Source organism: Streptomyces albicerus (genome assembly GCF_008905045.1).
GTDB classification, from domain to species: domain Bacteria; phylum Actinomycetota; class Actinomycetes; order Streptomycetales; family Streptomycetaceae; genus Streptomyces; species Streptomyces albicerus.
Genome location: NZ_VWMY01000025.1, coordinates 55,969 through 79,205, shown reverse-complemented (window position 1 = coordinate 79,205; position 23,237 = coordinate 55,969). Strand labels below are relative to the sequence as shown.

Genomic DNA, 23,237 nt, shown 5'->3' with positions numbered 1-23,237 from the left:
CTGAGAGGGAGATGTGAGCGGGTCGATCAAGCCCAAGCGGAGGCGGGCCGCGGGGGCCGCGTTGCGGTACGAGCACGCGCGGGAGCGGCCCGTCGGCCCCTCCGCCCCGAAACGGAAGCGGAACACGCTCGTCGGCTTTGTACCCGCCCTCGTCATCACCGTCGTGATCGGCGTACTCGCCGCCGCGCAGATGAGCTGGGGTGAGGAAGTATGGGGCGACACCGCACCCGACTGGCCCGGCGGTGGTTACGGCTTCACGGCCACCGTCGGGGTCCTCGTACCCCTCGCCGCGGCTGCGACGATCGCGCCGCTGACCCGGATGAAGTGGCGGAAGAGCAGGGCCCGCGCACTCGCCTGGGCAGCGGCCTCGCTCCCCGGCACGCTCGGGTTGGCGTCCCTGCTGGTCGTGATCCTCGCGTCGAACCGCCCCAAGCAGCGCCGACGCCGTTACAGCTGCTACAGCGAGGGCGGACCGTGTTGGGTCCACGAGCAGTACCCGTACTTCTGGGCCGTGGGCCTGGCCACGACCCTGCTGGTGGCAGCGGCACTGATCACCGTCATCGTCATCGTCAAACGTCATGATGCCCGCCGGCGCGCGGCGGCGGACCCGGCGCAGATCTCCGCAGCCTGACCCGGCACCTCTGCTCAGCCGGCTACTCGATCTTCGACATCCGGGCCACCGGATCCCCTGCCTCCGCGTTGTCCGTCTCGTAGCGCAAGTCGTCCCCGACCGGGATCAGTCGTACCTCGTGGCGGCCCGTCGTGCACTCGGCCGTGGTGGACGGCTTGGCGACGCTTGTGGCGATGAGTTGTTTGGGGGTGACCTTCTTGAGGATGAGATCGGTGTCGCAGGTGCCGCCGATGAGGTCGGTCTGGCGGAAGGTGCCGAACTGGGCGCCGACCTTGGCCTGGCGGACCGTGACGCGGAACTTGCCCATGGGGAGCGTGCCGTTGAGGGCCAGGCCGTCGCCCTCCCAGGTGCCGACGTAGGACTTGGGGATGGCGGCGGACGAGCCGCTGTCCTGGGCGGAGGGGGTGACACTGGCCGCGGGCGGGTTGGCCGCTCCTGTGTCGCCGGAGTCGTCGTCCGTGCCGTTGCCCGGCAGCAGGTCGAACATGAACGCCGAGCCGATCGTCACCGCCGCCAGCGCTCCCGCCACCGCCAGCGCCACGGTGCAACTCAGCTTGCGCCCCCGCCCGTTGGCCGTCGGCACGGACGTCGCGGCCACGCTGACGGACACCTTGCCGGGGGAGGCGGCCGGGCTGCCGGCGGCGTCGCGCGGTTCCGGGACGTGGGTCGGGGTGCCGGACTGCGGTGAGTTCGGGACGTGCGGTGCGTATGGCGCCTGCGGTGCGTATGGCGCGTACGAGGGGTCAGGTGGGCCGAACACTCCTGCTGGAACCGAGCCGTTGGCGTCGTTGGCGGAGGCCGACTCGGAAGTCCCCTTCCCCACCGATCCGTCGGAGTCCCCCACCGAAGGGCTGCTGAAGCCCACCACCCCCGAAGGCGCCTCGTCCACCGCCTCCAGGTTCAGCAGCTGCACAGCACTCCGGCTGACCTGTTCCACCAGCGGTCCCGGCAGCCAGCCCGCCGTCACCAGTCTCGCCGCTCCTTCCGGGGCCAGGCGGGAGGCGAGGGCGGACGGGGAGGGGCGGCCGGACGGGTCCTTGGAGAGGCATTCGGCGACCACGTCCCTCAAGTCGCCCGACAGCGCGCCCAGTTCGGGCTCCTCGTGCACCACCTTGTAGAGCAGCGCGGCCGAGGAGTCCCCGGGGAACGGGGACGAACCCGTCGCCGCGTACGCCAGTACCGCGCCCAGGGAGAAGACGTCGGCCGCTCCCGTGACCCCCTTGCCGAGGATCTGCTCGGGTGACATGTAGCCGGGCGAGCCGATGGAGACGCCCGTCGAGGTCAGGGAGGCCGTGCCGTCCGTCGCGCGGGCGATGCCGAAGTCGATGAGGAGGGGGCCGTCGAGGGTCAGGAGGACGTTCGACGGCTTCACGTCCCGGTGGACCAGGCCCAGGCCGTGCACGGCCGACAGCGCTTCGGCGAGGCCGGCGCCGAGGACTCGTACGGAGTGGTCCGGGAGCGGGCCCGCGTCGGTGACCGCGCCGGTCAGGGAAGGGCCGGCGGCGTAGGCCGTGGCCACCCACGGGACCGGCGCTTCCGGGTCGGCGTCGAGGACCGGGGCCGTGTACGCGCCGCCCACCCGCCGCGCCGCCTCCACCTCGCGGCGGAAGCGGGCCCGGAACTCCTCGTCGAGCGCGAAGTGCGGGTGCACGATCTTGACCGCGACGGTACGGCCGCCCGCGCTGCGGCCCAGATAGACGCGGCCCATCCCGCCCGAGCCGAGCCGGCCGAGCAGCCGGTAGGGCCCCACGACGGTGGGTTCATCGACTCCGAGCGGTTGCATGGCGCCCACACCTCCCCCGTATCCCCGTCCCCACTGCCCAGCAGGGTAGTGCCGTACGCCGCCGGCAGTCCCCAGCACTCGCGACACCGCGCGTGTGCGCCGCCTTCTCCAATGCCAATGGGAATGCCGGGCGTCGGAGGGGAGGTCGAGCACCGGAGGGAGGTCGAGTACCGGGGGGAAGTCGTGTACCGGAGGGAGGTCGAGCACCGGAGGGGAGGTCGAGTACCTGCGGGGAATTCGTTACGCGGAATTCCCCGTACGTTCCCTTTAGCCCGTCGTCCTCCCCCTTCCCTCCCTCTCTTCCCTCCCTCTTCTCTTCCCTTCCTCCCTTCCCTCCCTTACGGCTCCAGCAGATCCACCTTCACATCCGCCGCGAAGCCCGTCGTCGGCCCCACCCTTCGCGCGAACTCCGTGACCGCCTCCAGTTGCGGCCCACCGAAGCGGAAGTCGAGCGTCGTGAAGTAGCGCTCCAGGACGCTCTCGTCGAATGCCTCCCAGCGGGCCGCCTGTTCGGCGACCTTGCCGACCTCCTCCAGGGACAGGTCCCGGGAGGAGAGGAAGGCCTCGTGGACCTTGCGCGTGACGAGCGGCTCGCGTTCCAGGTAGTCGCGGCGGGCCGCCCAGACCGCGAAGACGAACGGCAGGCCCGTCCACTCCTTCCACAGGGTGCCCAGGTCGTGCACGGCGAGGCCGTAGCGCGGGCCGTCGAGCAGGTTGGCGCGCAGGGCGGCGTCGCCGATCAGCACCGCCGCGTCGGCCTCCTGCATCATCAGGCTGAGGTCGGGCGGGCAGGTGTAATAGGACGGCTCGACGCCGTACCGCTCCGACAGGAGGAGCTGCGCGAGGCGTACGGACGTGCGCGAGGTCGAGCCCAGCGCGACCCTGGCGCCGTCCAGGTCCTCCAGCGGGACCTGCGAGACGAGTACGCAGGACATCACCGGGCCGTCGCAGCCGACCGCGATGTCGGGGAAGGCGACCAGTTCGTCGGCGTGCCGGAGGAACTCGACGAGCGTGATGGGACCGATGTCGAGATCGCCCCGCACCAGCTGCTCGCTGAGCTTCTCCGGGGTGTCCTTGGTGAGCTCGAAGTCGAGGAGCGTGCCCGTTCTCGCCAGCCCCCAGTACAGGGGCAGGCAGTTCAGGAACTGGATGTGCCCGACGCGCGGCCGGGAGCGGCGGGCGTCGGGACGCCCCTCGGGAGAATTGTCCACATCGCGAGGCTAGCGCCTGCCCGGCGGATCAGGCCGACCAGCCCCACGCCCATGAGGTACGGTGCAGGCTTCAGGGTCCGGAGAGGTTTCTGAAAGCACCTCGACCTCTTGTGTCAACCCCTGTGACGCCAAGTGATACCGCTACGTCAACCCATCTGGCGACCTTGCCAAACTTCCGGGTGACGTGATCTTGCCCTCTGTTGCTTTCGGCTGCCCTCGTGGGTAGGCTCATCCGCAAGTTGCAGTTTGGTTTCCCTTGCAGTACAGAGCCTGCGGAGCATGTGACCGCGGGCTCTCGTCGTTTTCAGACGAATGCAGTTGTTTACAAGCTTTTGTTTACACCTTGCAGGTTCTGGAGCAGGGCAACCCTTTGGGCCCAAGGAGGGCTTATGGCTACCGGAACCGTGAAGTGGTTCAACGCCGAAAAGGGCTTTGGTTTCATCGCCCAGGAAGGCGGCGGCCCGGACGTCTTCGTCCACTACTCCGCCATCAACGCGAGCGGCTTCCGCTCTCTCGAAGAGAACCAGGCGGTTACCTTCGACGTGACCCAGGGTCCGAAGGGCCCGCAGGCGGAGAACGTCACCCCTGTCTGAGCCTTCGGCGTTCATGAGCAGATTGCTCTGATCCGGAACTGAGAGCACCACCCAAGGAGCCCCGACACCGTCAGGTGTTGGGGCTCCTGCCTTTCAGACGCTGAGAGCGGCCCGCGCCGCGACCGCGTCCGCCGGGTCCCAGCCCTCGCCCGGTACGGAGGCGAGCAGCAGACGGGTGTACGGGTCGGACGGCTCGGTCAGGACGCGGCGGGTGGGCCCCTGTTCCACGGTCCGGCCGCGGCGCATCACCAGGACCTCGTCGGTGACGTGCTGGACGACGGCCAGATCGTGGCTGACGAAGACCAGGGCGACCCCGGTGTCCCGGCGGATGTCGTCGAGGAGCCGGAGGATCTGGGCCTGGATCGACACGTCGAGCGCGGCGACCGCCTCGTCCAGGACGAGGATCCGTGGGTCCACGGCCAGGGCGCGGGCGATCGCGAGCCGTTGGCGCTGACCGCCGGAGAGATGGCGCGGGCGTGCCCCCGCCTCCCGCTCCCCCAGGCCTACTTGGTCCAGGAGCGTCGCCGCGAGGGACTCGGCGCGGCCGTGCAGGCGCAGGGCTGAGCGCAGGCACTGGTCCGCGGTGAGCCTGGGGTCCAGGGAGACGTACGGGTCCTGGAAGACCATCTGGATCTCGCGGGCTCGGGTGAGCCGTGCGGGTCGGCGGCGGGGTGTGCGGGGTTCGCGGGCGCGGCCGTCGACTGTGATCAACCCGGTGTCCGGGGTGGTCAGGCCCACCAGCATGCGGGCCACTGTGGTTTTGCCTGAGCCGGATTCGCCGACTATGCCGAGGGCTCCGCCGGGTTGGAGTGTGAAGTTGATGTCCTCCGCGGCGGTGTGGCGGCCTCCGCCTGGGAGGGGGTAGGTCTTGGCCAGGCTCTCTACCTGCAGCAGCGTGCTTGTCATCCGTGGCTCACCTTGTTCTTCGTCTGACCCGCCGTCGTGGGTTGTGCCCATCCGTTCCGCCCTGCGGAACGCCTGCCCACAACCCGGCAGGCCACAGAGGCTCCCTCTTCCAGAGGAACCCGCTCCGGGAGCCACGTCTCGCACTCCTCCTCCGCCTCCCCGCATCTCGGTGCGAACGGGCAGCCGGGGAAGGTGTCCGAGAGGGACGGGGGGCGGCCCTGGATCGGCACCAGTGCGCGGGACTCGCCGAGGGTCGGGGAGCAGGACAGCAGACCCCGGGTGTAGGGGTGGGCGGGGGCCGTGAACAGGGCCCGGGCCGTGCGCTCTTCGACGACGCGGCCGGCGTACATGACGTACACGCGGTCGCAGTACGCCGCCGCCAGGTGGAGGTCGTGCGTGATGAACAGGAGGCCCGCGCCCTGTTCCTCGCGGGCGGTGCGGAGTTGGGTGAGGATCTCCGCCTGGGTCGTGACGTCGAGCGCGCTGGTGGCCTCGTCGGCGAGCAGGAGTCGGGGGCGGGCGGCCAGGGCGCCGGCGATGACGACGCGCTGGAGCATGCCGCCGGAGAGTTCGTGCGGGCGCTGGCGGGCCCGGTGTTCGGGGTCGGACAGGCCGACGGCGGCGAGGAGTTCGACGGCCCGTTCCCTGGTGGCGCCGCGCTCGACGAGGAAGTCACCGATGCGGCGGACCGGGTTGAGGGTGGCTCGCGGGTCCTGGTGGATCATCGCGACGGTGTCGGCGCGGTGGGTGCGCAGGGCTTCGCCGCGCAGTCGGAGCACGTCCGTGCCGTCGACGCGGACCGAGCCTTCGCAGGAGGCGCCCGTGGGCAGCAGGCCCAGCGCCGCCTTCGCGGTGGTCGACTTGCCGGAGCCCGACTCGCCGACCAGGCCGACCACTTCGCCCTCGGCGACGGTCAGGGTGACGGAGTCGAGGAGCGGGCGGGCGGTGCCGGGGACCCGGACGGTGAGGTCCTCCAGGGAGAGCAGGGTGGGCGTCGCTTCAGCCCTCTCGGTCGATTCAGTCGTCTCAGTCGATTCTGTCGTCTCAGTCGCTTCAGTCATTTCAGCCTCGTCTCAGGCATCTCAGTCGTCTCAGTCATCTCAGTCCTGACTTCCGAGGCGGTCGGCGGCCCAGACGCCGGCCACGTTGACGGACACGACGACCAGGGCGATGGCCGTGCCGGGGACGAGGGCGGGGAGCAGGGCGCCCTGGACGACGGCGGACTGGCCCTCCTGCACCATCAGCCCCCAGTCGGAGGAGGGTGGTTGGGCGCCGAAGCCCAGGTAGGAGAGGGTGGCCAGGGACATCAGGGCCTCGCCGAAGAGGACGACGAGATAGCCGAGGACCGCGCGGCCCAGGTTCGGCACCAGGTGCAGGGCGCAGATGCGGGTGCCGCCCATGCCCTGGACGCGGTAGGCGTCGACGTACGGCTTGCGGACCTCGGAGAGGGCGAGCGAGCGGGTGTACCGGGCGACGGTCGGGGTGAAGGCGAGGCCGAGGGCCAGTACGGAGGTGGTGGTTCCGGTGCCGAAGACGGCGATGATCAGGACGGTGAAGAGCAGGCCGGGGAAGGCGTACATCACGTCGGTGAGCCGGGAGACGAGGGTGTCGACCCAGCCGCCGCGCCATGCCGAGAGCACGCCGAGTGTCACCCCGAGCAGGGCGGCGACCGTGAGGAGAAGAAGCGGTGCGATCAGGCTCGTACGGGCTCCGAAGAGCACCCGGGAGAGCAGGTCCTGGCCGGAGGAGTCGGTGCCGAGGAGGTGGTCCCCGCTGGTGCCCGCGAGGGACGCGGAGAGGTCGATGGCGTCGGGGGCGTAGGGCGCGAGCAGTGGGGCGAGGGCCGCCGCGAGGACGACCAGGACGAGGGCGGCGGTGGCGAGCAGGACGCCGACGGGGCGGCGGCGCGTGCGACGGCCGGTCGCCACGGGCCGGAGGGCGAGCGTGGTCATGCGGTGCGCACCTCCTTCACGCGGGCAGGGGTCGTCACGCGGGCAAGGGCCGTCATACCGTGCGCACCTCCTTGACGCGCGGGTCCAGCAGCGGATGGACGAGGTCGACCAGCGTCGTCACCACGACATAGCCGGTGACCATCAGCAGCAGGACCGCCTGCGCCACCGGGAAGTCGTGTGCGTTGATCGCGCCGACGAGGAGCGAGCCGATGCCGCTGAGGCCGAAGGCGGTCTCGACGACGACCGTGCCGGCGAGCATGCCCGCCATGACCAGGCCGCACATGGTGACGATGGGGCCGAGCGCGTTGCGCAGGACGTGCCGACGGATGATGTCGCGCTCCGGGACGCCGGAGGCGCGGGCCGCTTCCACGTGGTCGGAGGCGGCGGCGTCCGCCATGGCCTGGCGGGTGACCCGGCTGATGATCGCGAGCGCGCCGAGCGCCAACGACAGGGCGGGCAGCGTCAGATGGTGCAGGGTGCCCGTCAGACCCGTACCGCTGCCCGTCACCGGGAACCAGCCCAGTTGCACCCCGAAGAGCGAGACGAGCGCGATCGCGGCGACGAAGGACGGCACGGACGCGGCCAGTGTCGTACCGCCGACCACCGCCGAGTCCACCCAGGTCGAGCGGCGCACGGCGGCCAGGATGCCGGCGCCGACGCCGAGGACGACGAAGAGCACGGTGGCGTACGCGACGAGTTCCAGGGTGGTGGGCAGGCGCGCGGCGATCAGGTCGCCGACCTGGTCGCTGTATTGGAAGGAGCGGCCGAGGTCGAGGTGGACGGAGTCCCACAGCCAGCGCCCGTACTGGACGACGAGCGGTTCGTCGAGGTGGTACTGGGCGCGGACCGAGGCGAGCCGTTCGGGGGTGAGCTTGTCGCGGCCGCCCGCGAGGAACACGGCCGGGTCGCCGGGTGCCGCGTACACGGCGGCGAAGATGACGAAGGACGCGGCGAACAGCGTGGCCAGCAGGCCGGCCAGCCGCCGGGAGATGCGAGCGAGCATGAAGGTGTCTCCAACCAGCCTTGCTTGGCGAACTAGCCTTGCCTGGCTCCGAGTTCGGCTGCCCAGGGGTAGTAGAGGTAGGCCTGTGAGGCGGTCGGGCCTGTCAGCTTCGCGTCGAGCAGCAGGATGGTCGGCACCTGGGCGATCGGGATCCAGACCGCCGCGTCCGCGAAGCGCCGCTGTACGTCGATGGCGAGCGAGGCGCGTTCGGCGTCGTCGAGGGTGCCGAGCGCCTGCTTGACCTTCTGGTCGTAGGTGGCGTCCTTGAAGCCGACCCAGTTGTTGGAGGAGTCGGACAGGCCGTTGTCGTAGAAGCCCATGGGGTCGGCCTTGGAGATGTACCAGTCGCCCACCAGCAGGTCGATGTCCTCGCGGGCCTGCGGGTCGCTGTAGAACTCCTCGAACTGGGACGTCGGTACGGTCTTGATCTGTGCCTTGAGTCCGATGCGCTGGAGCGCGGCGCGCACGGCGTTGGCGGTGACGGTCCGACCCTGGCTGGCGTCGGTGCCGATCACGACGGGCTCGCCGGGCACGCCCGCCTCCTTCACCAGCTTCTTGGCCTCGGCGAGGTCGTCAGCGGTGGGTGACGCGGGGGCCAGCGCCGCCAACTTCTTCTGCGCGGACTGGAATTCGGTCTTCTCGTAACCCCAGGCGCCGGAGCCGACGGGCGTGGCCCAGGGTTCGACGAGGCCGCCGTACCCGGAGTCGGCGATGCCCTTGCGGTCGAGGGCGAGGGAGAGCGCGCGGCGGATCCGCTCGTCCCCCAGGCCGCCGCGGGCGGTCGGGATGAGGACGAGGGAGGCGGTGGAGGGGCCGTAGTGCTGGGCTATGCCCTTGTCCTTGAGGAGGGCGGCGGCCGTGTTGGGCGACTCGGCGTACGCGCCGTCCGCCGCACCGGTCTTCAGCGCGTTCACGAGCGCGCTGTCGGCGGCCCAGCGGAAGACGACTTCGCGGGTCAGCGGCCGCTTGCCCCAGTAGCCGTCGTACGCGGAGATGCTGATCGAGTCGCCGGACCTCCAGCTCTTCAGCTCGTACGGTCCGGAGCAGGCGTCCGCCTGGCCGGGGGTGCCGAAGTCCTGGCCGGCCTGCTCGACCTGTTCCTTGTTCCAGACGATTCCGGCGTCGCCTGCCAGGGCCTTGGTGAAGAGGGCGTCGGGGGCCTTGAAGCCGATCGTGATCTCGTCGGCGCCCGTCTTCCTCATCGAGGTGACGTTCCCGAACTCGTCGGACTGCTCCATGTCCGGGTCGGCGTGCCGCTTGAGGGACCACAGGACGTCGTCTGCGGTGAGCTTCGAGCCGTCGTGGAAGGTGACGCCGGAGCGGACGGTGAGGGTGAGGGTCCTGCCGTCGGCGGAGGTCTTCGCGTTCGAGGCGAGGAACGGCTTCGTCGTCATGTCGGGCTGGAGCTGGTAGAGCCGTTCGCAGACGTTGGTGAGGACGACGCGGCCCGCGCTGGTGCCCTGGGTGTCGAGGTCGAGCGAGTCGGGCTCGTCCTCGAGCAGCCAGTCCGCCTTGGCCAGCGTGCCCTTGGCGGCCGGGGTGGTGGGGCTGAGTTCCAGCTTGGCGGCGTCGGCGGACTCGCCGCCGGTGCCGCTCGTGGTCTCGGCGCCGCTGCAGGCGGCCGTGGTGAGAAGGGTCGCTATGGCGAGGCCCGCGACGGCGCCCCGCTTCCCGTGGCTGTGGGTCGTCATCCGGCATCTCCGTAAGGGCCGTCGTACAGGTTCCAGGGCAGGTGCTGGTAGTCGCGGTCGCAGGGCGTGCCCGCGGTCACGTGGTAGTCGCCGCCGGTCAGGTCGACGCAGGAGGAGACGAGCGTGGTCCAGTGCTCGACCGCGGGCGTGCGCGGATCGGGGTGGGTGCACAGCGACTCGGGATGACCGAGGTGGTCCGACATGGCCTGCTTGATCAGCTTGCGGCTCTCGTCGGGTCCGGTGGAGCCGCGCAGGGCGCGCAGGCCCTGTTCGGCCCGCGGCACACGGACCAGGGAGTCCGGCGACAGGGGCCGGTAGTCGGCGGCGAGGGCGGCGGGGACGCCCGCCTGGTAGTGGTTGCCGTGCACGAGGAGTCCGTCGGTCGGATGCATCCAGCCGTGCCCGGCCGGGGTGGTCTCCAGGTCGACGGCGAACCCCTCGCGGCAGGTCAGCAGGGCGTTGCTGGCGATGTGCGCGCGAGTGCGGCACAGCACGTCGAGGGCGTCCGTGATCGCGTGCTGGTCCAGGACCCGGCGTCGTACGACGGTCTGCGGCAGCCCCACCGCGTCGGTGAACCGCCCGCCCAGACCGTTCGCGTTGAACGCGATCCCCGCCGAGTTGGCGCCCTGGCGGCCGATCTGGCCCGCCTCGACCTGCATGATCAGGGTGGGCTTCGGCGGCTGGACGATCCGGAGCATGACGACCGTGTCGGCGACTCCGGCCCGCCAGTCCCAGTTCTGTCCGGCCCATACCCGGCCGTCGCCGCTGGCGTCTCCGTAGGCGGCGAAGGAGGTGCAGCCGTCGGCGCGCTCCTCCGTCGCCGCCTCCCCCGCCCTCGTCTCCGCCATCTTGGCGAAGGACCGGTCGTAGATGACCTCGCCCCGGGCGTTGAGGGCGAGTACGTCGAGCAGGTCCACGCCCGCGCCGTCGGCGATGCCCCGCATCTCCTCGACGAGGTCGGGGGCGTAGTCGCGTACGGGGTCGAGCCAGCGGGCGGCGCGTGCCGTCACCTGCTGCCAGGTGAGGCCGGCCGAGTGCCCGAACGCCTCCTCGTAGTAGGCGAGCGCGGCATGCAGCCGGGGGCGGACGGCTTCGCCGTACTGTCGGCCGCGGTCCAGGGGGGTGCCGGAGATCTCGATGAGGGGGAGGGTCATTCTTCTCCTCGCGGTGGAGAGCTTTCCGCAACCGTCCTGTAACGTCAGTTACGAGATGCTCTCCTTTTGGGATGCGTTGCCCAGGAGAGTAACGACAATCACACGGGAGTCAATACCTGTAATGAAGATTTCAGAGGAGCCGGGCGGCGGCGCGGGTCTCGCCCGGCTGCGCGCGACCGTGCGCGAGAAGTGGGAGTCGCTGTCCGCGTCGGAGCGGGCCGTCGCGCAGTACCTGGTCAGCGCGCCCGTCGAGTCCCTGCTGTTCGCGTCCGCCCAGGAGCTGGGCAGCGCGAGCGGCACCAGCAACGCCAGCGTCGTACGCACTCTCCAGCGCCTCGACTACGCGGGCCTGCCCGCGCTCAAGCGGGAGCTGGCCTCCGACTTCACCGCGGCGGTGGCGCCCGAGGTCCGCCTCCAGCAGCGCATCGCCCATGTCGGCCGGGACCTCGACGACATCTGGGGCGAGGTCTTCGACGAGGCCCAGGAACGCATCGAGCACGCCCGCCGGCTCACCCCGGGCGAGGCGCTGCGGGACGCCGTCGGCATCCTCGCCGAGGCGGCCGAGTCCGGCGAGATCCACTGTTACGGCGTCGCGGCCTCCGAACTCGCCGCGCGGCACCTGACGTTGGCTCTCGGGCGCATCGGGTGCCGGGCCCGGTATCTCGGTGAGACGGGGTTCGCGCTCGCCGATCCGCTGCTCCGGCTGCGCCGGGGCGATGCGGTGGTCATCTTCCAACCGGGGCGCGCCCTGGCCGAGTTGACCGTTCTCACGGAGCGGGCGCGGGCCGTTGGTGCGCGGGTCATTCTCGTCACGGACGAGCTCGCCGAGGTGTACGGGCCTCGCGTGGACGCCGTTCTCACGGCGCCGCACACGCCTACGGGCATCACGACGGAGGCGCTCACCGCGCTTGTGGTTGCGGATGCGCTTCTTCTTGCCTTGACGGCTCTTGATGAGGCGCGGGCCGTTGAGACGTCTCATCAACTTACGGCGTTGCGGGAGCAGTTGCTGAAACCGAAGCGGAGGTAGCTGCGCTGGCTTGAGGGGGTTACGGTTCGGGTTCGAGTTCGGCTGCGGGTGTGTGGGGGCTGGTCGCGCCCACGCGGCGGAGCCGCATATTGACACAGCCCCGCGCCCCTATGGGGCCGCCTCTGCCTGGGCATTCCGCATGACCTCAGGTGTGCTGCATGACCAGTACGAACGTCGTTGTCGGCACCAACGCCTCGTATGCGTGCGGTACGTCGCCCCGGTATGCCATGTAGTCGCCTGGGCCCAGTTCCACGGCCTCCCCGCGTGGCCCTGCGAGCAGGCGGCCCGTGGCGACGACGAGGTGCTCGACCGTGCCCGGAATGTGCGGGTCCGACTCGCGCGCGGCACCCGGCTCCACCCGCAAGTGGTAGATGTCCCGCCGCGCGCCCGGCGGACTGGCGGACAGCAGTGTCGCCGCATAACTGGCCTGCTCGGAGTGGACCGTCGGGCCCTCGCCCGCGCGGATCACCTGGACCGCGGGGGCAGGCGGTTCCACGAGTGCGCTGAACGGTACGCCGAGCGCGACGCCCAGTGCCCACAGCGTCTCCACGCTCGGGTTGCCGCTCGCCGCCTCCAGTTGGGAGAGCGTGGATTTCGCGATGCCCGCGCGCTTGGCCAGCTCGGAGAGGGAGAGGCCGGCGCGGGTGCGTTCGCGGCGCAGGGAGGCGGCGATCCAGTCGAGGGGGAGGCTGGACGGGGGTCGGGCATCGGCCATGGCGTTCGCTCCAGAGGTACGATCGTTCGCCTTGACGAACGGACGGGTCTCTGTTCATTGTAGAAAACATGCGTTCGCTACTCCGAACATCCAGGACGTCCGCCGGAGTGCTGGATACAGCCCTCCTCCGCGACGTCTCCCTCGTCTGTCTCGCCAGCGGTGTCGTCGGCGTGTCCTTCGGTGCGATCGCCGTCGCCGGCGGGCTGCCGGTCTGGGTGCCGGTGGTGATGTCGCTCGTGGTGTACGCGGGCTCGGCGCAGTTCAGCACGGTGGGGGTGCTGCTTGCCGGGGGCGGCCCGTTCGCCGCGGCGGCGACGGGACTGCTGCTCAACACGCGGACGGCGGCCTTCAGTCTCGCCGTCGCCGATGTACTGGGACGGGGCCGGGTCTCCCGGTTCGTGGGCGCGCACCTCGTCACCGACGAGACGGTCGCCTTCGCGCTCGCCCAGCCGGATCCGGCGCGGCGGCGGGCCGCCTTCTGGGTCTCCGGGCTCGGCCTGTTCGCCGTCTGGAACGTGTGCGTGCTGGGCGGCGCCCTCGCCGGCAGCGCGCTGGGCGACACCGGTACGTACGGGCTTGACGCCGCCTTCCCGGCCGTCCTGGCCGCGCTGGTGCTGCCCGCGCTGCGCGACGACGCGGGCGTACGGCGGGCCGCGGTGCTCGGAGCCGTGGTGGCGCTCGCGGTGACGCCGTCCGTCCCGGCGGGGGTGCCGGTGCTCCTGGCGCTCACCGGACTGTTCGCCCTCGCCCTCTCCAGGAGGCCGGTGTGAGCGCGACGGTCGCCGCGATCCTGGTGCTCGCCGTGGGCACGTACGCCTTCCGGCTGGTGGGGCCCGTGCTGCACGGACGGGTCGAACTGCCCGCCCGCCTCCAGGAGTTGCTGGCCGCGGGAGCCGTGGTGCTCCTCGTCGCCCTGCTCGCCACGGGCGCGCTGACCGAGGGCGGCGCGTTCGCGGGGTGGGCCCGGCCCGTGGGTGTGCTGGTGGGTGGCGTACTCGCCTGGCGGCGCGCCCCGTTCCTCGTCGTCGTACTCGGGGCGGCGGCGACCACGGCGGGGCTACGGGCGGTCGGGGTGGCCTGAACCGGCGACGGCGGTGAGGACGGGCTGGAAGAAGCCGGTGTCTTCGGGGGTGCGCCAGGTGGGTTCGGCGAAACCGGCGGCGGTCGCCAGCTCGGCCAACTGCCGCCGGGTGAGAGCCCAGTAGGTGGTACGCCGCACTCGTACGTCCCAGTCCTCGCCCTCCGCCGCCCCCTCTCCCTCGTCTCCCTTCGGTACGAGCTTTGGTACGAGCTTCGGTACGAGCTGGAAGTGCTCCAAGTCGTAGCGCTCGCCGTCGTCGTGCCAGTGCCAGAGCTGGAAGGTGACGGTTCGGGCCCGGGGCCCGGGCGGGCCGAGTTGGGGTGGCGTCGAGGTGGGGCGGTCGCGCCGGATCTCGTCGTACGGGCGGGTGCTGACGATCAGCAGGCCGTTGGGGCGAAGGACGCGGCGCATCTCCGTGAGGGCCGTGCCGACGTCCTCCGGAGTGAGCAGGTGGGGCAGGGAGTTGTCGGCGCACACGACGACGTCGAAACAGGCGTCCGCGAAAGGGAGGCTCCTCATGTCCGCGACCGCCGTGGACAGCCGGGCCTGCCTCGCGGACGCCTCCCCCGCCGCGCGGGCGACCGCCGAGGCGCTGATGTCGGTGGCGGTCACGCGATGGCCGCGGCGGGCGAGGGGGATGGCCTGCGTGCCGATTCCGCAGGAGCAGTCGAGGACGTCGAGTGCATCGAGTGCGTCGGAGGAGTGGGTGCCGGCGGCGTGGGTGCCGGCAGAGTGACTCTCGGCCCGGTGCTCGCGGATGAGCCCGTCCAGGGCTTGGCCCTGACGGGCCATGGAGGCGTCCCAATCCGGGAAGATCAGGTGGTAGTCCGGGGCGAGCCGATCGTAGAAGCCCGCCACCGAGGGGTCGTGCGGCATGCGGGTCAGGGTACTGACCACCAAGGCCCCGCCGTACTTCCCGTCCTACTCCCCACCGTGTTCCCGCCCTTCCCGCCCTACCCCCTCTCCTACTCCTACTCCTCCTTCTCCCCGTACAACTCCTCGATCTCCCGCGCGAACTCCCGCGTCACCACCGCCCTGCGGAGCTTCATCGTGGGAGTCAGATGGCCGGCCGTCTCCGTGAAGTTGAGGGGCAGGACCGTGAAGCGGCGGATGGATTCGGCGCGGGAGACGAGGCGGTTGGCGTCGTCGACGGCCCGTTGGAGGACGGCGAGGAGGTCGGTGTCCGTGACGAGGGTGGCGATCGGGACGTGGGCCTTGCCCGTCATACGGCACCAGTGGTCCATGCCCTCGGCGTCGAGGGTGAGGAGGGCGGTGACGTAGGGGCGGTTGTCGCCGACCACGACGCACTGGTTGATGAGGGGGTGGGCGCGGAGCCAGTCCTCCAGGGGTGCGGGGGCGACGTTCTTGCCGCTGGTGGTGATGAGGATGTCCTTCTTGCGGCCGGTGATCGTGAGGTAGCCGTCGTCGTCCAGCTCGCCGAGGTCGCCCGTGGCGAACCAGCCCTCCTGGTCGGCCGGGACCACCCCGCCCGCCCGCGGATCCCAGTAGCCGCGGAACACCTGGTCGCCGCTCAGCAGGATCTCGCCGTCCTGGGCGATGCGGACACGGGTGCCGGGCAGCGGCCAGCCGACCGTGCCGAGGCGGGGCCGGTGCGGGTAGGTGAGGGTCGCTGCGGCGGTCGACTCGGTCAGGCCGTAGCCCTCGAAGACCTGGATGCCCGCGCCGGCGTAGAAGGAGGCCAGGCGGCGGCCGAGCGGGGAACCGCCGCAGACCACCTGGCGGACCTTGCCGCCGAGCGCGGCGCGGATGCGGCGGTAGACGAGGGGGTCGTAGAGGGTGCGGGCGGCCTTGAGTTTCGTACCCGGGCCGGGGCCCGTGCCGTGCTGCTGGGCCTCCAGTGCCTCGCCGTAGCCGCGGGCCACGCGGGCCGCCCGGTCGAAGGAGGCGGCGCGGCCCATCTTCTCGGCGGTCGCGCGGCCGGTGTTGTAGACCTTCTCCAGCACGTACGGGATGGCGAGGAGGAAGGTCGGGCTGAAGCCCGCGAGGTCGGCCAGCAGGTCCTCCGTACGGATGCTCGGCGCGTGGCCCAGACGTACGCGGGCGCGCATGCAGGCGACGGACACCATCCGGCCGAAGACGTGCGAGAGGGGGAGGTAGAGGAGCGTGGACGCCGGGTCCTTGAAGGTGGACTTGAAGACCGGGTGGAGCAGCTCGACGGCGTTGTCGACCTCGGCGAAGAAGTTGCCGTGGGTCAGGGCGCAGCCCTTGGGGCGGCCCGTGGTGCCGGAGGTGTACATGATCGTCGCAAGCGAGTCGGGGCCGAGAACGCCCCGGCGTACCTCCACCTCCTGGTCCGGCACGTCCCGGCCCAGCTCGGCCAGACGCTCTGTGTGTCCCTTCTCGAAGACCCACATGTGCTGGACGTCGGGGAGCCGGTCGCGCTCCGGGCCCAGCGCGGCGGCCTGCGACACGTGCTCGACGGCGATCGCGACCGCGCCGGAGTCCTGGAGGATCCAGCGCGTCTGGAAGACGGACGAGGTGGGGTAGACGGGGACGGTGATCAGTCCCGCGGCCCAGGCCGCGAAGTCCAGCAGCGTCCACTCGTACGTCGTACGCGCCATGATCGCGAGCCGGTCGCCCGGCACCAGGCCCTCCGCGATCAGCCCCTTGGCGACCGCCAGTACCTCGTCCGCGAACTCGCCCGCCGTGACGTCCGTCCAGCGGCCGTCCGGTCCCTTCCGGCTGAGCACCGGGGCGTCCGGAGCCTGCTCCGCGTTGTCGAAGGGGATGTCCGCGAGCGAGCCGTGCGTCACGGGGCGCACCATCGGAGGCACCGAGACCTCTCGTACAACCCCGTCCAGCCGCCTCACCTCGGGTTCCGGTATGACGGGCATGGAGTGGGAAGAGGGATCGCGGGACACGGGCGGCTCCTTACTCTTGCGCTTCCCCCATTACGGACCCGTGAAGTGGTGGGTTCACTTGGGAAAGTGAGGTGCTTGTGTGCGGAAGAGTGAGAGGTTCGTGCATGTTCGGACGACTGTTCATCTTTTGCCCAACATACAGGCGCATCAAGGGCGTTCGGGTCAGGGACGCTCGAGGAGCGCGATGCGGACTGCGGCGCGGACTGCGGCGCCCGCCGGGTTCAAGGGTCTCATCTCGACCTCCTCCCACCCGTGACGTAGGCTTACCTCGGGTAACCTTACTCCAGAGTAAGAACTGGAACCGGGGTAAGAAATACGACCGCGCTGGGAGTTGGACGATGGCCGACCGCTACCTGAGCTTCACCGGCACCGCGCCCGGCCGGTTCCTGACCCGTCGGCTCGGGCTGCCGCAGCCGGTCCCGCTGCGGCGGTGGAGCGCCGAACAGCAGTCGTTCACGGGTGAGTTGCTCCACCTCACCGCGGGTAAGTCCGACCTGGACCTCGCACCCGTCCTGGCCCGTACGGGACTGAGCTCCGGTGGCGACAGTGGCGACAGACCGGCCGCCGTCGTCCTCGACGCCACCAGTGTCCGAGACATCGACGACCTGGCCGAGGTGCACGCGGCGCTTCATCCCGCCGTACGGTCGGTCGCCGCGAGCGGGCGGGTGGTCGTGCTCGGCGCGCCGCTCGATCCGGCCGATCACCAACAGGCATCGGTCCAGCAGGCGTTGGAAGGCTTCACGCGCTCCCTGGGCAAGGAGATCGGGCGCGGGCGGACCGTGAACCTCGTACGGGTCGTGGACGCGGGGGCCGCCGAGTCGACGCTGCGTTTTCTGCTGTCGCCCAAGTCCGCGTACGTCAGCGGGCAGGTGATCGAGGTGGGTGACACCGACCGTGCCTCGGTGCCCGAGGACTGGGAGCGGCCCCTTGCCGGGCGTACTGCCCTGGTCACGGGGGCCGCGCGCGGGATCGGGGAGGCCGTTGCCGAGACGCTGGCGCGGGACGGGGCGCGGGTGGTGTGCCTCGATGTGCCCGCTGCCGGGGGCGACCTCTCGCAGGTCGCCGGGCGACTGAAGGGCGAGGCGCTGCCCCTCGACATCACCGCGGAGGACGCGGGCGCGCGGATGGCCGCCGCACTGCCCGACGGCCTCGACGTCCTCGTCCACAACGCGGGGATCACCCGGGACCGGCGGCTGGCCAACATGCCTGCGGAGCGGTGGAGTTCGGTGATCGAGGTCAACCTTGCGAGTGTGCTCCGCACGACGGACGCATTGCTGTCGGACGGGTTGCTGCGGGCGGGTGGGCGCATTGTCGCCACCGCGTCCATCGCCGGGATCGCGGGGAACGCCGGGCAGACGAATTACGCCGCGTCCAAGGCGGGGATCGTGGGGCTCGTACGGTCCCTTGCGCCGCGGGCGCTCCCGGAATACGGGGTGACGGTGAATGCCGTTGCGCCCGGGTTCATCGAGACGAAGATGACGGCTGCGGTGCCGTTGTTCATTCGTGAGGCTGGGCGGCGGATGAACTCGCTGGGTCAGGGTGGGTTGCCGGTTGATGTGGCTGAGACGACTGCGTGGTTGGCGAGTTCGGGGTCTGGGGCTGTCAATGGGCAGGTTGTTCGGGTTTGCGGGCAGAGCCTCTTGGGGGTGTGAGAGGGCTCGTTCAGATGCTGCGGGTGCGTTGTGGCTGGTCGCGCAGTTCCCCGCGCCCCTAAAAACACGGGCCCGTTCCTGCTCGACTGAGGAGAGAGGTCAGCGATGGATGACGTAAAGGATTCGATGCGCACCCACGTTCTCGCCGATTCGCCATCCCTTTGGCCGCTTCTTGCCCGGGGTGCGTTCCTCTCCCCCTTCAAGCGGGCCCGGGACGGAGTCTCGGCGCCCCGTGTCCGGCTGGTACTCCCCGGCGTCCGTATCGATCTGGGCAAGCTTGCCGCGTACGAGCGGGTCTGTGGATTCGGGGTGGGGGCCGATGAGCTGCCCATGACCTATCCGCACGTTCTCGGATTTCCTTTGGCCATGCGGCTGATGAGTGAACGTGCTTTTCCCTTGCCGTTGCTCGGGCTGGTGCATACGTCCATCGGAATTACTCGGCGGAAGGCGATGACGGCGACCGGGGAGTACGAACTCACTGTGTACGTGGAGGAGTTGGTGCCCCATCGACGGGGGACCGAGGCCGTCGTCGTGACCGAGGTTCGGGCGGGGGGCGAGCTCGTGTGGGAGTCGCGGAGTACGTATCTGGCGAGGCACCGCACCGCGGCGGGGAGCGGCGGTGGGCAGACTGGGCAGGCCGCCGCGCCGGAGGAGCGCAAGCCGTTGCCCGTTGTCGCGGAGTGGCGGTTCGCCGGGGATGTCGGGCGGCGGTACGGGGCCGCGTCCGGTGATCGCAATCCGATTCATCTCCACCCCCTCGCCGCGCGGCTGTTCGGGTTTCCGCGGGCCATCGCGCACGGCATGTGGACCGTGGCGCGTTGCCTCGCCCAGCACGGAGTGCCTCACGCGGCCCTGGTCCGGGCGGAGTTCAGGGCACCGGTGCTGCTGCCGGGGGCGGTGTCGTACGGGGCGGAGGGTGCCGACTTCGAGTTGCGCGGGGCCGGTGGCCGGCTGCACCTGGCCGGCGAAGTACTCCCGGTGCTCTGACCAAGGCGGAGCTGTTGCTGCTGCTCACCAGTGCCGAGCTGCTGCCATCGCTCTCACCGGGACAGAACTCCTACCGCTGCTCCGACCAGGGCCGGCCCTCCATCAGGTCGCCCAGCCCCGCCCAGGCGAAGTTCATCAGGGTCGCGGCGGCCTGTCTGGCGGAGACGCCGGGGGTGGCGTTGGCCCAGGCGGCGAGGGACTCGGCGGCACCGACGAGGGCTTCTGCCAGGCCGGCCACCTCGCGCTCGGGCAGCGACGGGTCCCGGTGCGCCTCGCGTGCCGCGACCACGATCAACTGCGTGACGAACGCGACGATCTCCTCGCGCATCGCACTGACCTCGGCGGCGAACGGCTCCCCGTGCGTACGCGCCTGGAGGTGCAGGACCGCCCAGCCGTCCGGGTTCTGCGCGGTGTGCGTGAAGAACGCCCGCAGCCCTTCCCAGAGTTGGCGGTCGGCGGGCAGGTCGGGCCGGACTCCCGCACGTACGGCCGCGGTCAGGGCGGCCGCCTCACGCCGGATGCAGGCGGTGAAGAGGTCTTCCTTGGAGTTCAGGTACAGGTAGACCAACGGCTTGGACACGCCCGCCAGATCGGCGATCTCGTCCATCGAAGCGGCCCGGTACCCACGCTGCCCGAAGGTCCGCACGGCGGCGTCCAGCATCTGCTGTTCCCGCACGGCCCGCGGCATCCGCTTGCTCTTCACTCCACCCATACGGGCAAGAGTATGGTCTGCCGACGGCTCCACCAGGGTTGAGGTGCGGCTTCCTCTTGTTGTCCTGCGACTCGCGTTACGAAGTCTGGCCCCGGGCCCTCGTCACCTCGTCCACCGCATCGTCCTCCTGGCTGCGGTTGGCCTCCAGGTTGGACTTCACGCGGTCCACCTTCTGGACGATTTGGATCGAGGCACGGTCGCGCTCCTTGCGGAGGACGACGAAGCTGATGGGGGCCGAGAGCAGCAGGGCGAGCAGCACGATCCACATGCCGTTGGAGTCGCCGAGGCCGCGCGGGGCGATGCCGGAGTAGACGAGGCCCCAGACGACCACGAGGCAGCCCACGAAGATCCCCAGGCGCATCAGTGTGTAGCGGAGCATCTCAATCCACTCTTCCCGTTCCGTACGTTCCCAAAGGGCACCGTCCAGTGAAGCACGGGCGGGCGGTGATCTTGTAGGGGGGTGCTCGGTGCCTCGGGTCTTCTTGCGCCTCCCCCGGCTCCCGTCAGTCGACGCGGCCCAGTGACAGCAGCATCATTATGTCGTCCCGGTCCTCGCCCGGCGCCACCCGGATCGCGTCCGGTACGCGGCCGACCTCCTTGTAACCGCACGAGCCGTAGAACCGCTCGAGCCCCTCCCCGCCCCGGCAGGTGAGACGTATCGCCTCGATCCCCTCGAACCCGCGGGCGGCCTCCGCGGCGGCCGCGAGCAGGTCCCGCCCGTAGCCCTTGCCATGGTGCTTCGGGTGCACCATCACCGTGTAGAGCCACACCCAGTGCGTCATCAGCCGGTGCGTGTTGAAGGTGAAGAAGGCGGTCGCGGCGACGTCCCCGTCGTCGTCCCGGCCGATCAGCAGCCGGGCACGCCCCTCGGCCATCGCGACGAAGTGCTTCACGAGTTCCGGACGTATCGTCTCGCGCGAGACGGGCGGTACGAAGCCGACGGCGCCGCCCGCGTTGGACACGTCGACCCACAGGTCGACGACACCGTCACGCAGGGCGTGATCGACGGAGGGGTCGAGCTCGAAGGTAAGGGACATACGGGGAGGTTATCCATTACTTCGAGCGTGGCTCAAGGCCATTCCGAAGAACGGACACTCGCCGGGCGTGGGGCATGCCCCCTCACCCCCTTTAAGTGCACCCCCCTCAGGCCAACCCCTCAGGCCAACCGCTCAGTCCAACGCCCGTGCCGCCACCTTCAGGTCGGAGACGAACCCGCGGTAGACCGCGTCCCGGTCGTCCGCGCGCAGCACGGCGGACGGGTGGATGGTCGCGACGACTCGCTCCTTGTGCCCGTGGATCTCCGCCTCCAGCAGGGCCCCGCGCTGCTGGGTGACCCGGAACGACGAGCCGAGCAGCGCCTTGCCCGCGGTCGCTCCGAGCACCACGATCAGCTCGGGTTCGACGAGGTTCAGCTCGGCGGCGAGCCATGGGCCGCAGGCCGTCATCTCGCGCAGGCTGGGCGCCTTGTGGATGCGACGCTTGCCTGGTCCGGAGCGAGTGAACTTGAAGTGCTTGACGGCGTTCGTCACGTACGCCTGGGACGGGTCGATGCCCGCCTCCGCCAGGGCACGGTCGAGCAGGCGTCCCGCGGGGCCGACGAAGGGTTCACCCTGCCGGTCCTCCTGGTCGCCGGGCTGCTCCCCGACGAGCATGACTCGCGCGTCCGTGTCCCCCTTGCCGAACACGGTCTGGGTCGCCTCCCGGTGCAACGGGCATCCCCGGCATTCGGCAGCGGCCTTCCGTAGCGCGGTCAGTCCGCCGTGCGAGGGGAGGAACGGTTCAGCGGTGTACTCGTCCTCGGGCGCCGTGGTAGCCATGCCGGCCGGGTACCCGCCCGAGGCGGTGTGTCACCCACGACCGCGCGCGGCGCAGCACCCGCTTCCCTCGCCCCCGCCGCCCCTACCCGTCCCATCCCTGGGGGCTCCGCCCCCAGACCCCCGCCATCGGCCTGAACGGCCTCGTCCTCAAACGCCGGACGGGCTGGGTATCTCAGCCTCTCCGGCGCTTGAGGAGCGGGAGTGGGAGGGGCGCAGCCCCCTCACCAGTTGGAGGGGCGGGTGGGTGGGGGAAGCGAGCCTCAGACCCGCATCGGCTGAGGTGACTCCCGACGCCCCGTGTCCGGCCCCTCGTACTCGCGAATGATCTCGTACCGAGTGTTCCGCTCCACCGGCCGGAACCCGGCATCACGGATCAGGTCCAGCAAGTCCTCACGGGTCAGCTTGTTCGGCGTGCCGTAGTTGTCGGCGTCATGCGTGATCTTGTACTCGACGACCGAGCCGTCCATGTCGTCGGCGCCGTGCTGGAGCGCCAACTGCGCGGTCTGGACGCCGTGCATCACCCAGAAGACCTTGACGTGCGGCACGTTGTCGAACAGCAGCCTCGACACCGCGAAGGTCTTCAACGCCTCCGCACCCGTCGCCATCTGCGTACGCGCCTGAAGGCGGTTACGGACCTTGCCGTCCTTCACGTCCACGAAGTCGTGCTGGTAGCGCAGCGGGATGAAGACCTGGAAACCGCCGGTCTCGTCCTGGAGCTCACGGAGGCGCAGGACGTGGTCCACCCGGTGACGCGGCTCCTCGATGTGCCCGTACAGCATCGTGCACGGGGTCTTCAGACCCTTCTCGTGCGCCAGCCGGTGAATCCGCGACCAGTCCTCCCAGTGCGTCCGGTGGTCGACGATGTGCTGGCGGACCTCCCAGTCGAAGATCTCCGCACCACCACCGGTCAGGGACTCCAGGCCCGCCTCGATCAGCTCGTCCAGGATCTCCGACGCCGACAACCCCGAGATCGTCTCGAAGTGGTGGATCTCCGTGGCCGTGAAGGCCTTCAACGACACGTCTGGGAGCGCCTTCTTCAGCTCGCTCAGCGACCGCGGGTAGTACCGCCACGGCAGGTTCGGGTGCAGCCCGTTCACGATGTGCAGCTCGGTGAGGTTCTCGCCCTCCATCGCCTTGGCGAGGCGGACGGCCTCCTCGATGCGCATCGTGTACGCGTCCTTCTCGCCCGGCTTCCGCTGGAACGAGCAGTAGGCGCATGACGCGGTGCACACGTTCGTCATGTTGAGGTGACGGTTGACGTTGAAGTGGACGACGTCACCGTTCTTACGGGTGCGCACCTCGTGTGCGAGCCCGCCCAGCCAGGCCAGGTCGTCCGACTCGTACAGCGCGATGCCGTCCTCGCGGGTCAGCCGCTCACCGGCCCGGACCTTGTCCTCCAGCTCGCGCTTGAGCCCGACATCCATGCTGTTTCTACCTCTC

General features: G+C 70.4%; 23 protein-coding genes. 7 read left to right on the top strand and 16 right to left on the bottom strand.

Going from position 1 to position 23,237, the window contains the following annotated elements; translation table 11 throughout:
* The first annotated feature begins 13 nt into the window (after positions 1-13).
* Positions 14-631, top strand: coding sequence for a hypothetical protein (locus GAS53_RS23375; protein WP_151479640.1), 618 nt, complete (start codon positions 14-16; stop codon positions 629-631).
* Between the two features lie 22 nt (positions 632-653).
* Here GAS53_RS23375 and GAS53_RS23370 read toward each other — a convergent pair whose 3' ends face one another.
* Positions 654-2,414, bottom strand: coding sequence for a serine/threonine-protein kinase (locus GAS53_RS23370; RefSeq protein WP_151479639.1), 1,761 nt, complete (start codon positions 2,412-2,414; stop codon positions 654-656).
* 338 nt (positions 2,415-2,752) lie between these two features.
* Positions 2,753-3,625 (bottom strand): menaquinone biosynthetic enzyme MqnA/MqnD family protein, encoded by an 873-nt coding sequence (locus tag GAS53_RS23365; protein WP_151479638.1) that lies wholly within the window; start codon positions 3,623-3,625, stop codon positions 2,753-2,755.
* Positions 3,626-4,014: 389 nt separating this feature from the next.
* Between GAS53_RS23365 and GAS53_RS23360 the strand changes: the two genes are divergently transcribed.
* Complete coding sequence (locus tag GAS53_RS23360; RefSeq protein ID WP_033319512.1) at positions 4,015-4,218, top strand: cold-shock protein; 204 nt, start codon at positions 4,015-4,017, stop codon at positions 4,216-4,218.
* 93 nt (positions 4,219-4,311) lie between these two features.
* Here the strand turns inward: GAS53_RS23360 and GAS53_RS23355 are convergent, their stop codons facing one another.
* From GAS53_RS23355 to GAS53_RS23330, 6 genes are read right to left on the bottom strand one after another with little or no spacing between them, the layout of a single operon-like run.
* The gene (locus GAS53_RS23355) at positions 4,312-5,124 is read right to left on the bottom strand and encodes an ABC transporter ATP-binding protein (RefSeq protein ID WP_151479637.1); all 813 of its coding nucleotides are present in this window, start codon (positions 5,122-5,124) and stop codon (positions 4,312-4,314) included.
* Positions 5,121-6,185: an ABC transporter ATP-binding protein gene (locus GAS53_RS23350; protein WP_151479636.1), complete on the bottom strand. Its 1,065-nt coding sequence runs from the start codon at positions 6,183-6,185 to the stop codon at positions 5,121-5,123. The genes GAS53_RS23355 and GAS53_RS23350 overlap by 4 nt, the downstream gene beginning before the upstream one ends.
* A 39-nt stretch (positions 6,186-6,224) precedes the next feature.
* On the bottom strand, positions 6,225-7,076 hold the full coding sequence (locus tag GAS53_RS23345) for an ABC transporter permease (RefSeq protein ID WP_151479635.1): 852 nt from the start codon (positions 7,074-7,076) through the stop codon (positions 6,225-6,227).
* A 52-nt stretch (positions 7,077-7,128) separates the two neighbouring features.
* Positions 7,129-8,079, bottom strand: a complete 951-nt coding sequence (locus tag GAS53_RS23340; protein WP_151479634.1) for an ABC transporter permease — start codon at positions 8,077-8,079, stop codon at positions 7,129-7,131.
* 32 nt (positions 8,080-8,111) lie between these two features.
* A complete protein-coding gene (locus tag GAS53_RS23335; RefSeq protein ID WP_151479633.1) occupies positions 8,112-9,770 on the bottom strand; it encodes an ABC transporter substrate-binding protein in 1,659 nt (552 codons plus the stop codon).
* Entirely contained in the window at positions 9,767-10,924 is a 1,158-nt protein-coding gene (locus tag GAS53_RS23330) for a C45 family autoproteolytic acyltransferase/hydolase (RefSeq protein ID WP_151479632.1), read from the bottom strand. The genes GAS53_RS23335 and GAS53_RS23330 overlap by 4 nt, the downstream gene beginning before the upstream one ends.
* A 121-nt stretch (positions 10,925-11,045) precedes the next feature.
* Between GAS53_RS23330 and GAS53_RS23325 the strand changes: the two genes are divergently transcribed.
* A complete protein-coding gene (locus GAS53_RS23325) occupies positions 11,046-11,951 on the top strand; it encodes a MurR/RpiR family transcriptional regulator (RefSeq protein WP_151479631.1) in 906 nt (301 codons plus the stop codon).
* Between the two features lie 145 nt (positions 11,952-12,096).
* Here GAS53_RS23325 and GAS53_RS23320 read toward each other — a convergent pair whose 3' ends face one another.
* On the bottom strand, positions 12,097-12,666 hold the full coding sequence (locus GAS53_RS23320) for a helix-turn-helix domain-containing protein (protein ID WP_151479630.1): 570 nt from the start codon (positions 12,664-12,666) through the stop codon (positions 12,097-12,099).
* A gap of 68 nt (positions 12,667-12,734) precedes the next feature.
* Here GAS53_RS23320 and GAS53_RS23315 point away from each other — a divergent pair, with 68 nt between their 5' ends.
* On the top strand, positions 12,735-13,436 hold the full coding sequence (locus GAS53_RS23315; RefSeq protein WP_151479629.1) for an AzlC family ABC transporter permease: 702 nt from the start codon (positions 12,735-12,737) through the stop codon (positions 13,434-13,436).
* Positions 13,433-13,747 (top strand): AzlD domain-containing protein, encoded by a 315-nt coding sequence (locus GAS53_RS23310; protein ID WP_151479628.1) that lies wholly within the window; start codon positions 13,433-13,435, stop codon positions 13,745-13,747. The genes GAS53_RS23315 and GAS53_RS23310 overlap by 4 nt, the downstream gene beginning before the upstream one ends.
* On the opposite strand, the gene GAS53_RS23305 is transcribed toward GAS53_RS23310, so the two are convergent.
* Together GAS53_RS23305 and GAS53_RS23300 are read right to left on the bottom strand one after the other, a co-directional pair.
* Positions 13,724-14,623 carry a class I SAM-dependent methyltransferase gene (locus GAS53_RS23305; RefSeq protein WP_151479627.1) on the bottom strand — a complete coding sequence of 300 codons (900 nt, stop codon included), beginning with the start codon at positions 14,621-14,623 and terminating at the stop codon, positions 13,724-13,726. The two genes, GAS53_RS23310 and GAS53_RS23305, sit on opposite strands and share 24 nt — an antisense overlap.
* Before the next feature lie 95 nt (positions 14,624-14,718).
* Entirely contained in the window at positions 14,719-16,602 is a 1,884-nt protein-coding gene (locus GAS53_RS23300) for an AMP-dependent synthetase/ligase (protein WP_151479719.1), read from the bottom strand.
* Between the two features lie 365 nt (positions 16,603-16,967).
* Here GAS53_RS23300 and GAS53_RS23295 point away from each other — a divergent pair, with 365 nt between their 5' ends.
* Together GAS53_RS23295 and GAS53_RS23290 are read left to right on the top strand one after the other, a co-directional pair.
* The gene (locus tag GAS53_RS23295; RefSeq protein ID WP_151479626.1) at positions 16,968-18,281 is read left to right on the top strand and encodes a 3-oxoacyl-ACP reductase; all 1,314 of its coding nucleotides are present in this window, start codon (positions 16,968-16,970) and stop codon (positions 18,279-18,281) included.
* Between the two features lie 105 nt (positions 18,282-18,386).
* The gene (locus GAS53_RS23290; RefSeq protein WP_225859045.1) at positions 18,387-19,268 is read left to right on the top strand and encodes a MaoC family dehydratase; all 882 of its coding nucleotides are present in this window, start codon (positions 18,387-18,389) and stop codon (positions 19,266-19,268) included.
* Between the two features lie 70 nt (positions 19,269-19,338).
* On the opposite strand, the gene GAS53_RS23285 is transcribed toward GAS53_RS23290, so the two are convergent.
* From GAS53_RS23285 to mqnE, 5 genes are all read right to left on the bottom strand, one after another.
* Positions 19,339-19,980, bottom strand: coding sequence for a TetR/AcrR family transcriptional regulator (locus GAS53_RS23285; RefSeq protein ID WP_151479625.1), 642 nt, complete (start codon positions 19,978-19,980; stop codon positions 19,339-19,341).
* Between the two features lie 76 nt (positions 19,981-20,056).
* Entirely contained in the window at positions 20,057-20,359 is a 303-nt protein-coding gene (locus GAS53_RS23280) for a DUF4229 domain-containing protein (protein ID WP_151479624.1), read from the bottom strand.
* A 124-nt stretch (positions 20,360-20,483) separates the two neighbouring features.
* A complete protein-coding gene (locus GAS53_RS23275) occupies positions 20,484-21,017 on the bottom strand; it encodes a GNAT family N-acetyltransferase (protein ID WP_151479623.1) in 534 nt (177 codons plus the stop codon).
* Between the two features lie 132 nt (positions 21,018-21,149).
* Positions 21,150-21,797: a UdgX family uracil-DNA binding protein gene (locus GAS53_RS23270; protein WP_151479622.1), complete on the bottom strand. Its 648-nt coding sequence runs from the start codon at positions 21,795-21,797 to the stop codon at positions 21,150-21,152.
* 260 nt (positions 21,798-22,057) lie between these two features.
* The gene (mqnE, locus tag GAS53_RS23260; RefSeq protein ID WP_151479620.1) at positions 22,058-23,221 is read right to left on the bottom strand and encodes an aminofutalosine synthase MqnE; all 1,164 of its coding nucleotides are present in this window, start codon (positions 23,219-23,221) and stop codon (positions 22,058-22,060) included.
* Positions 23,222-23,237: the final 16 nt, after the last annotated feature.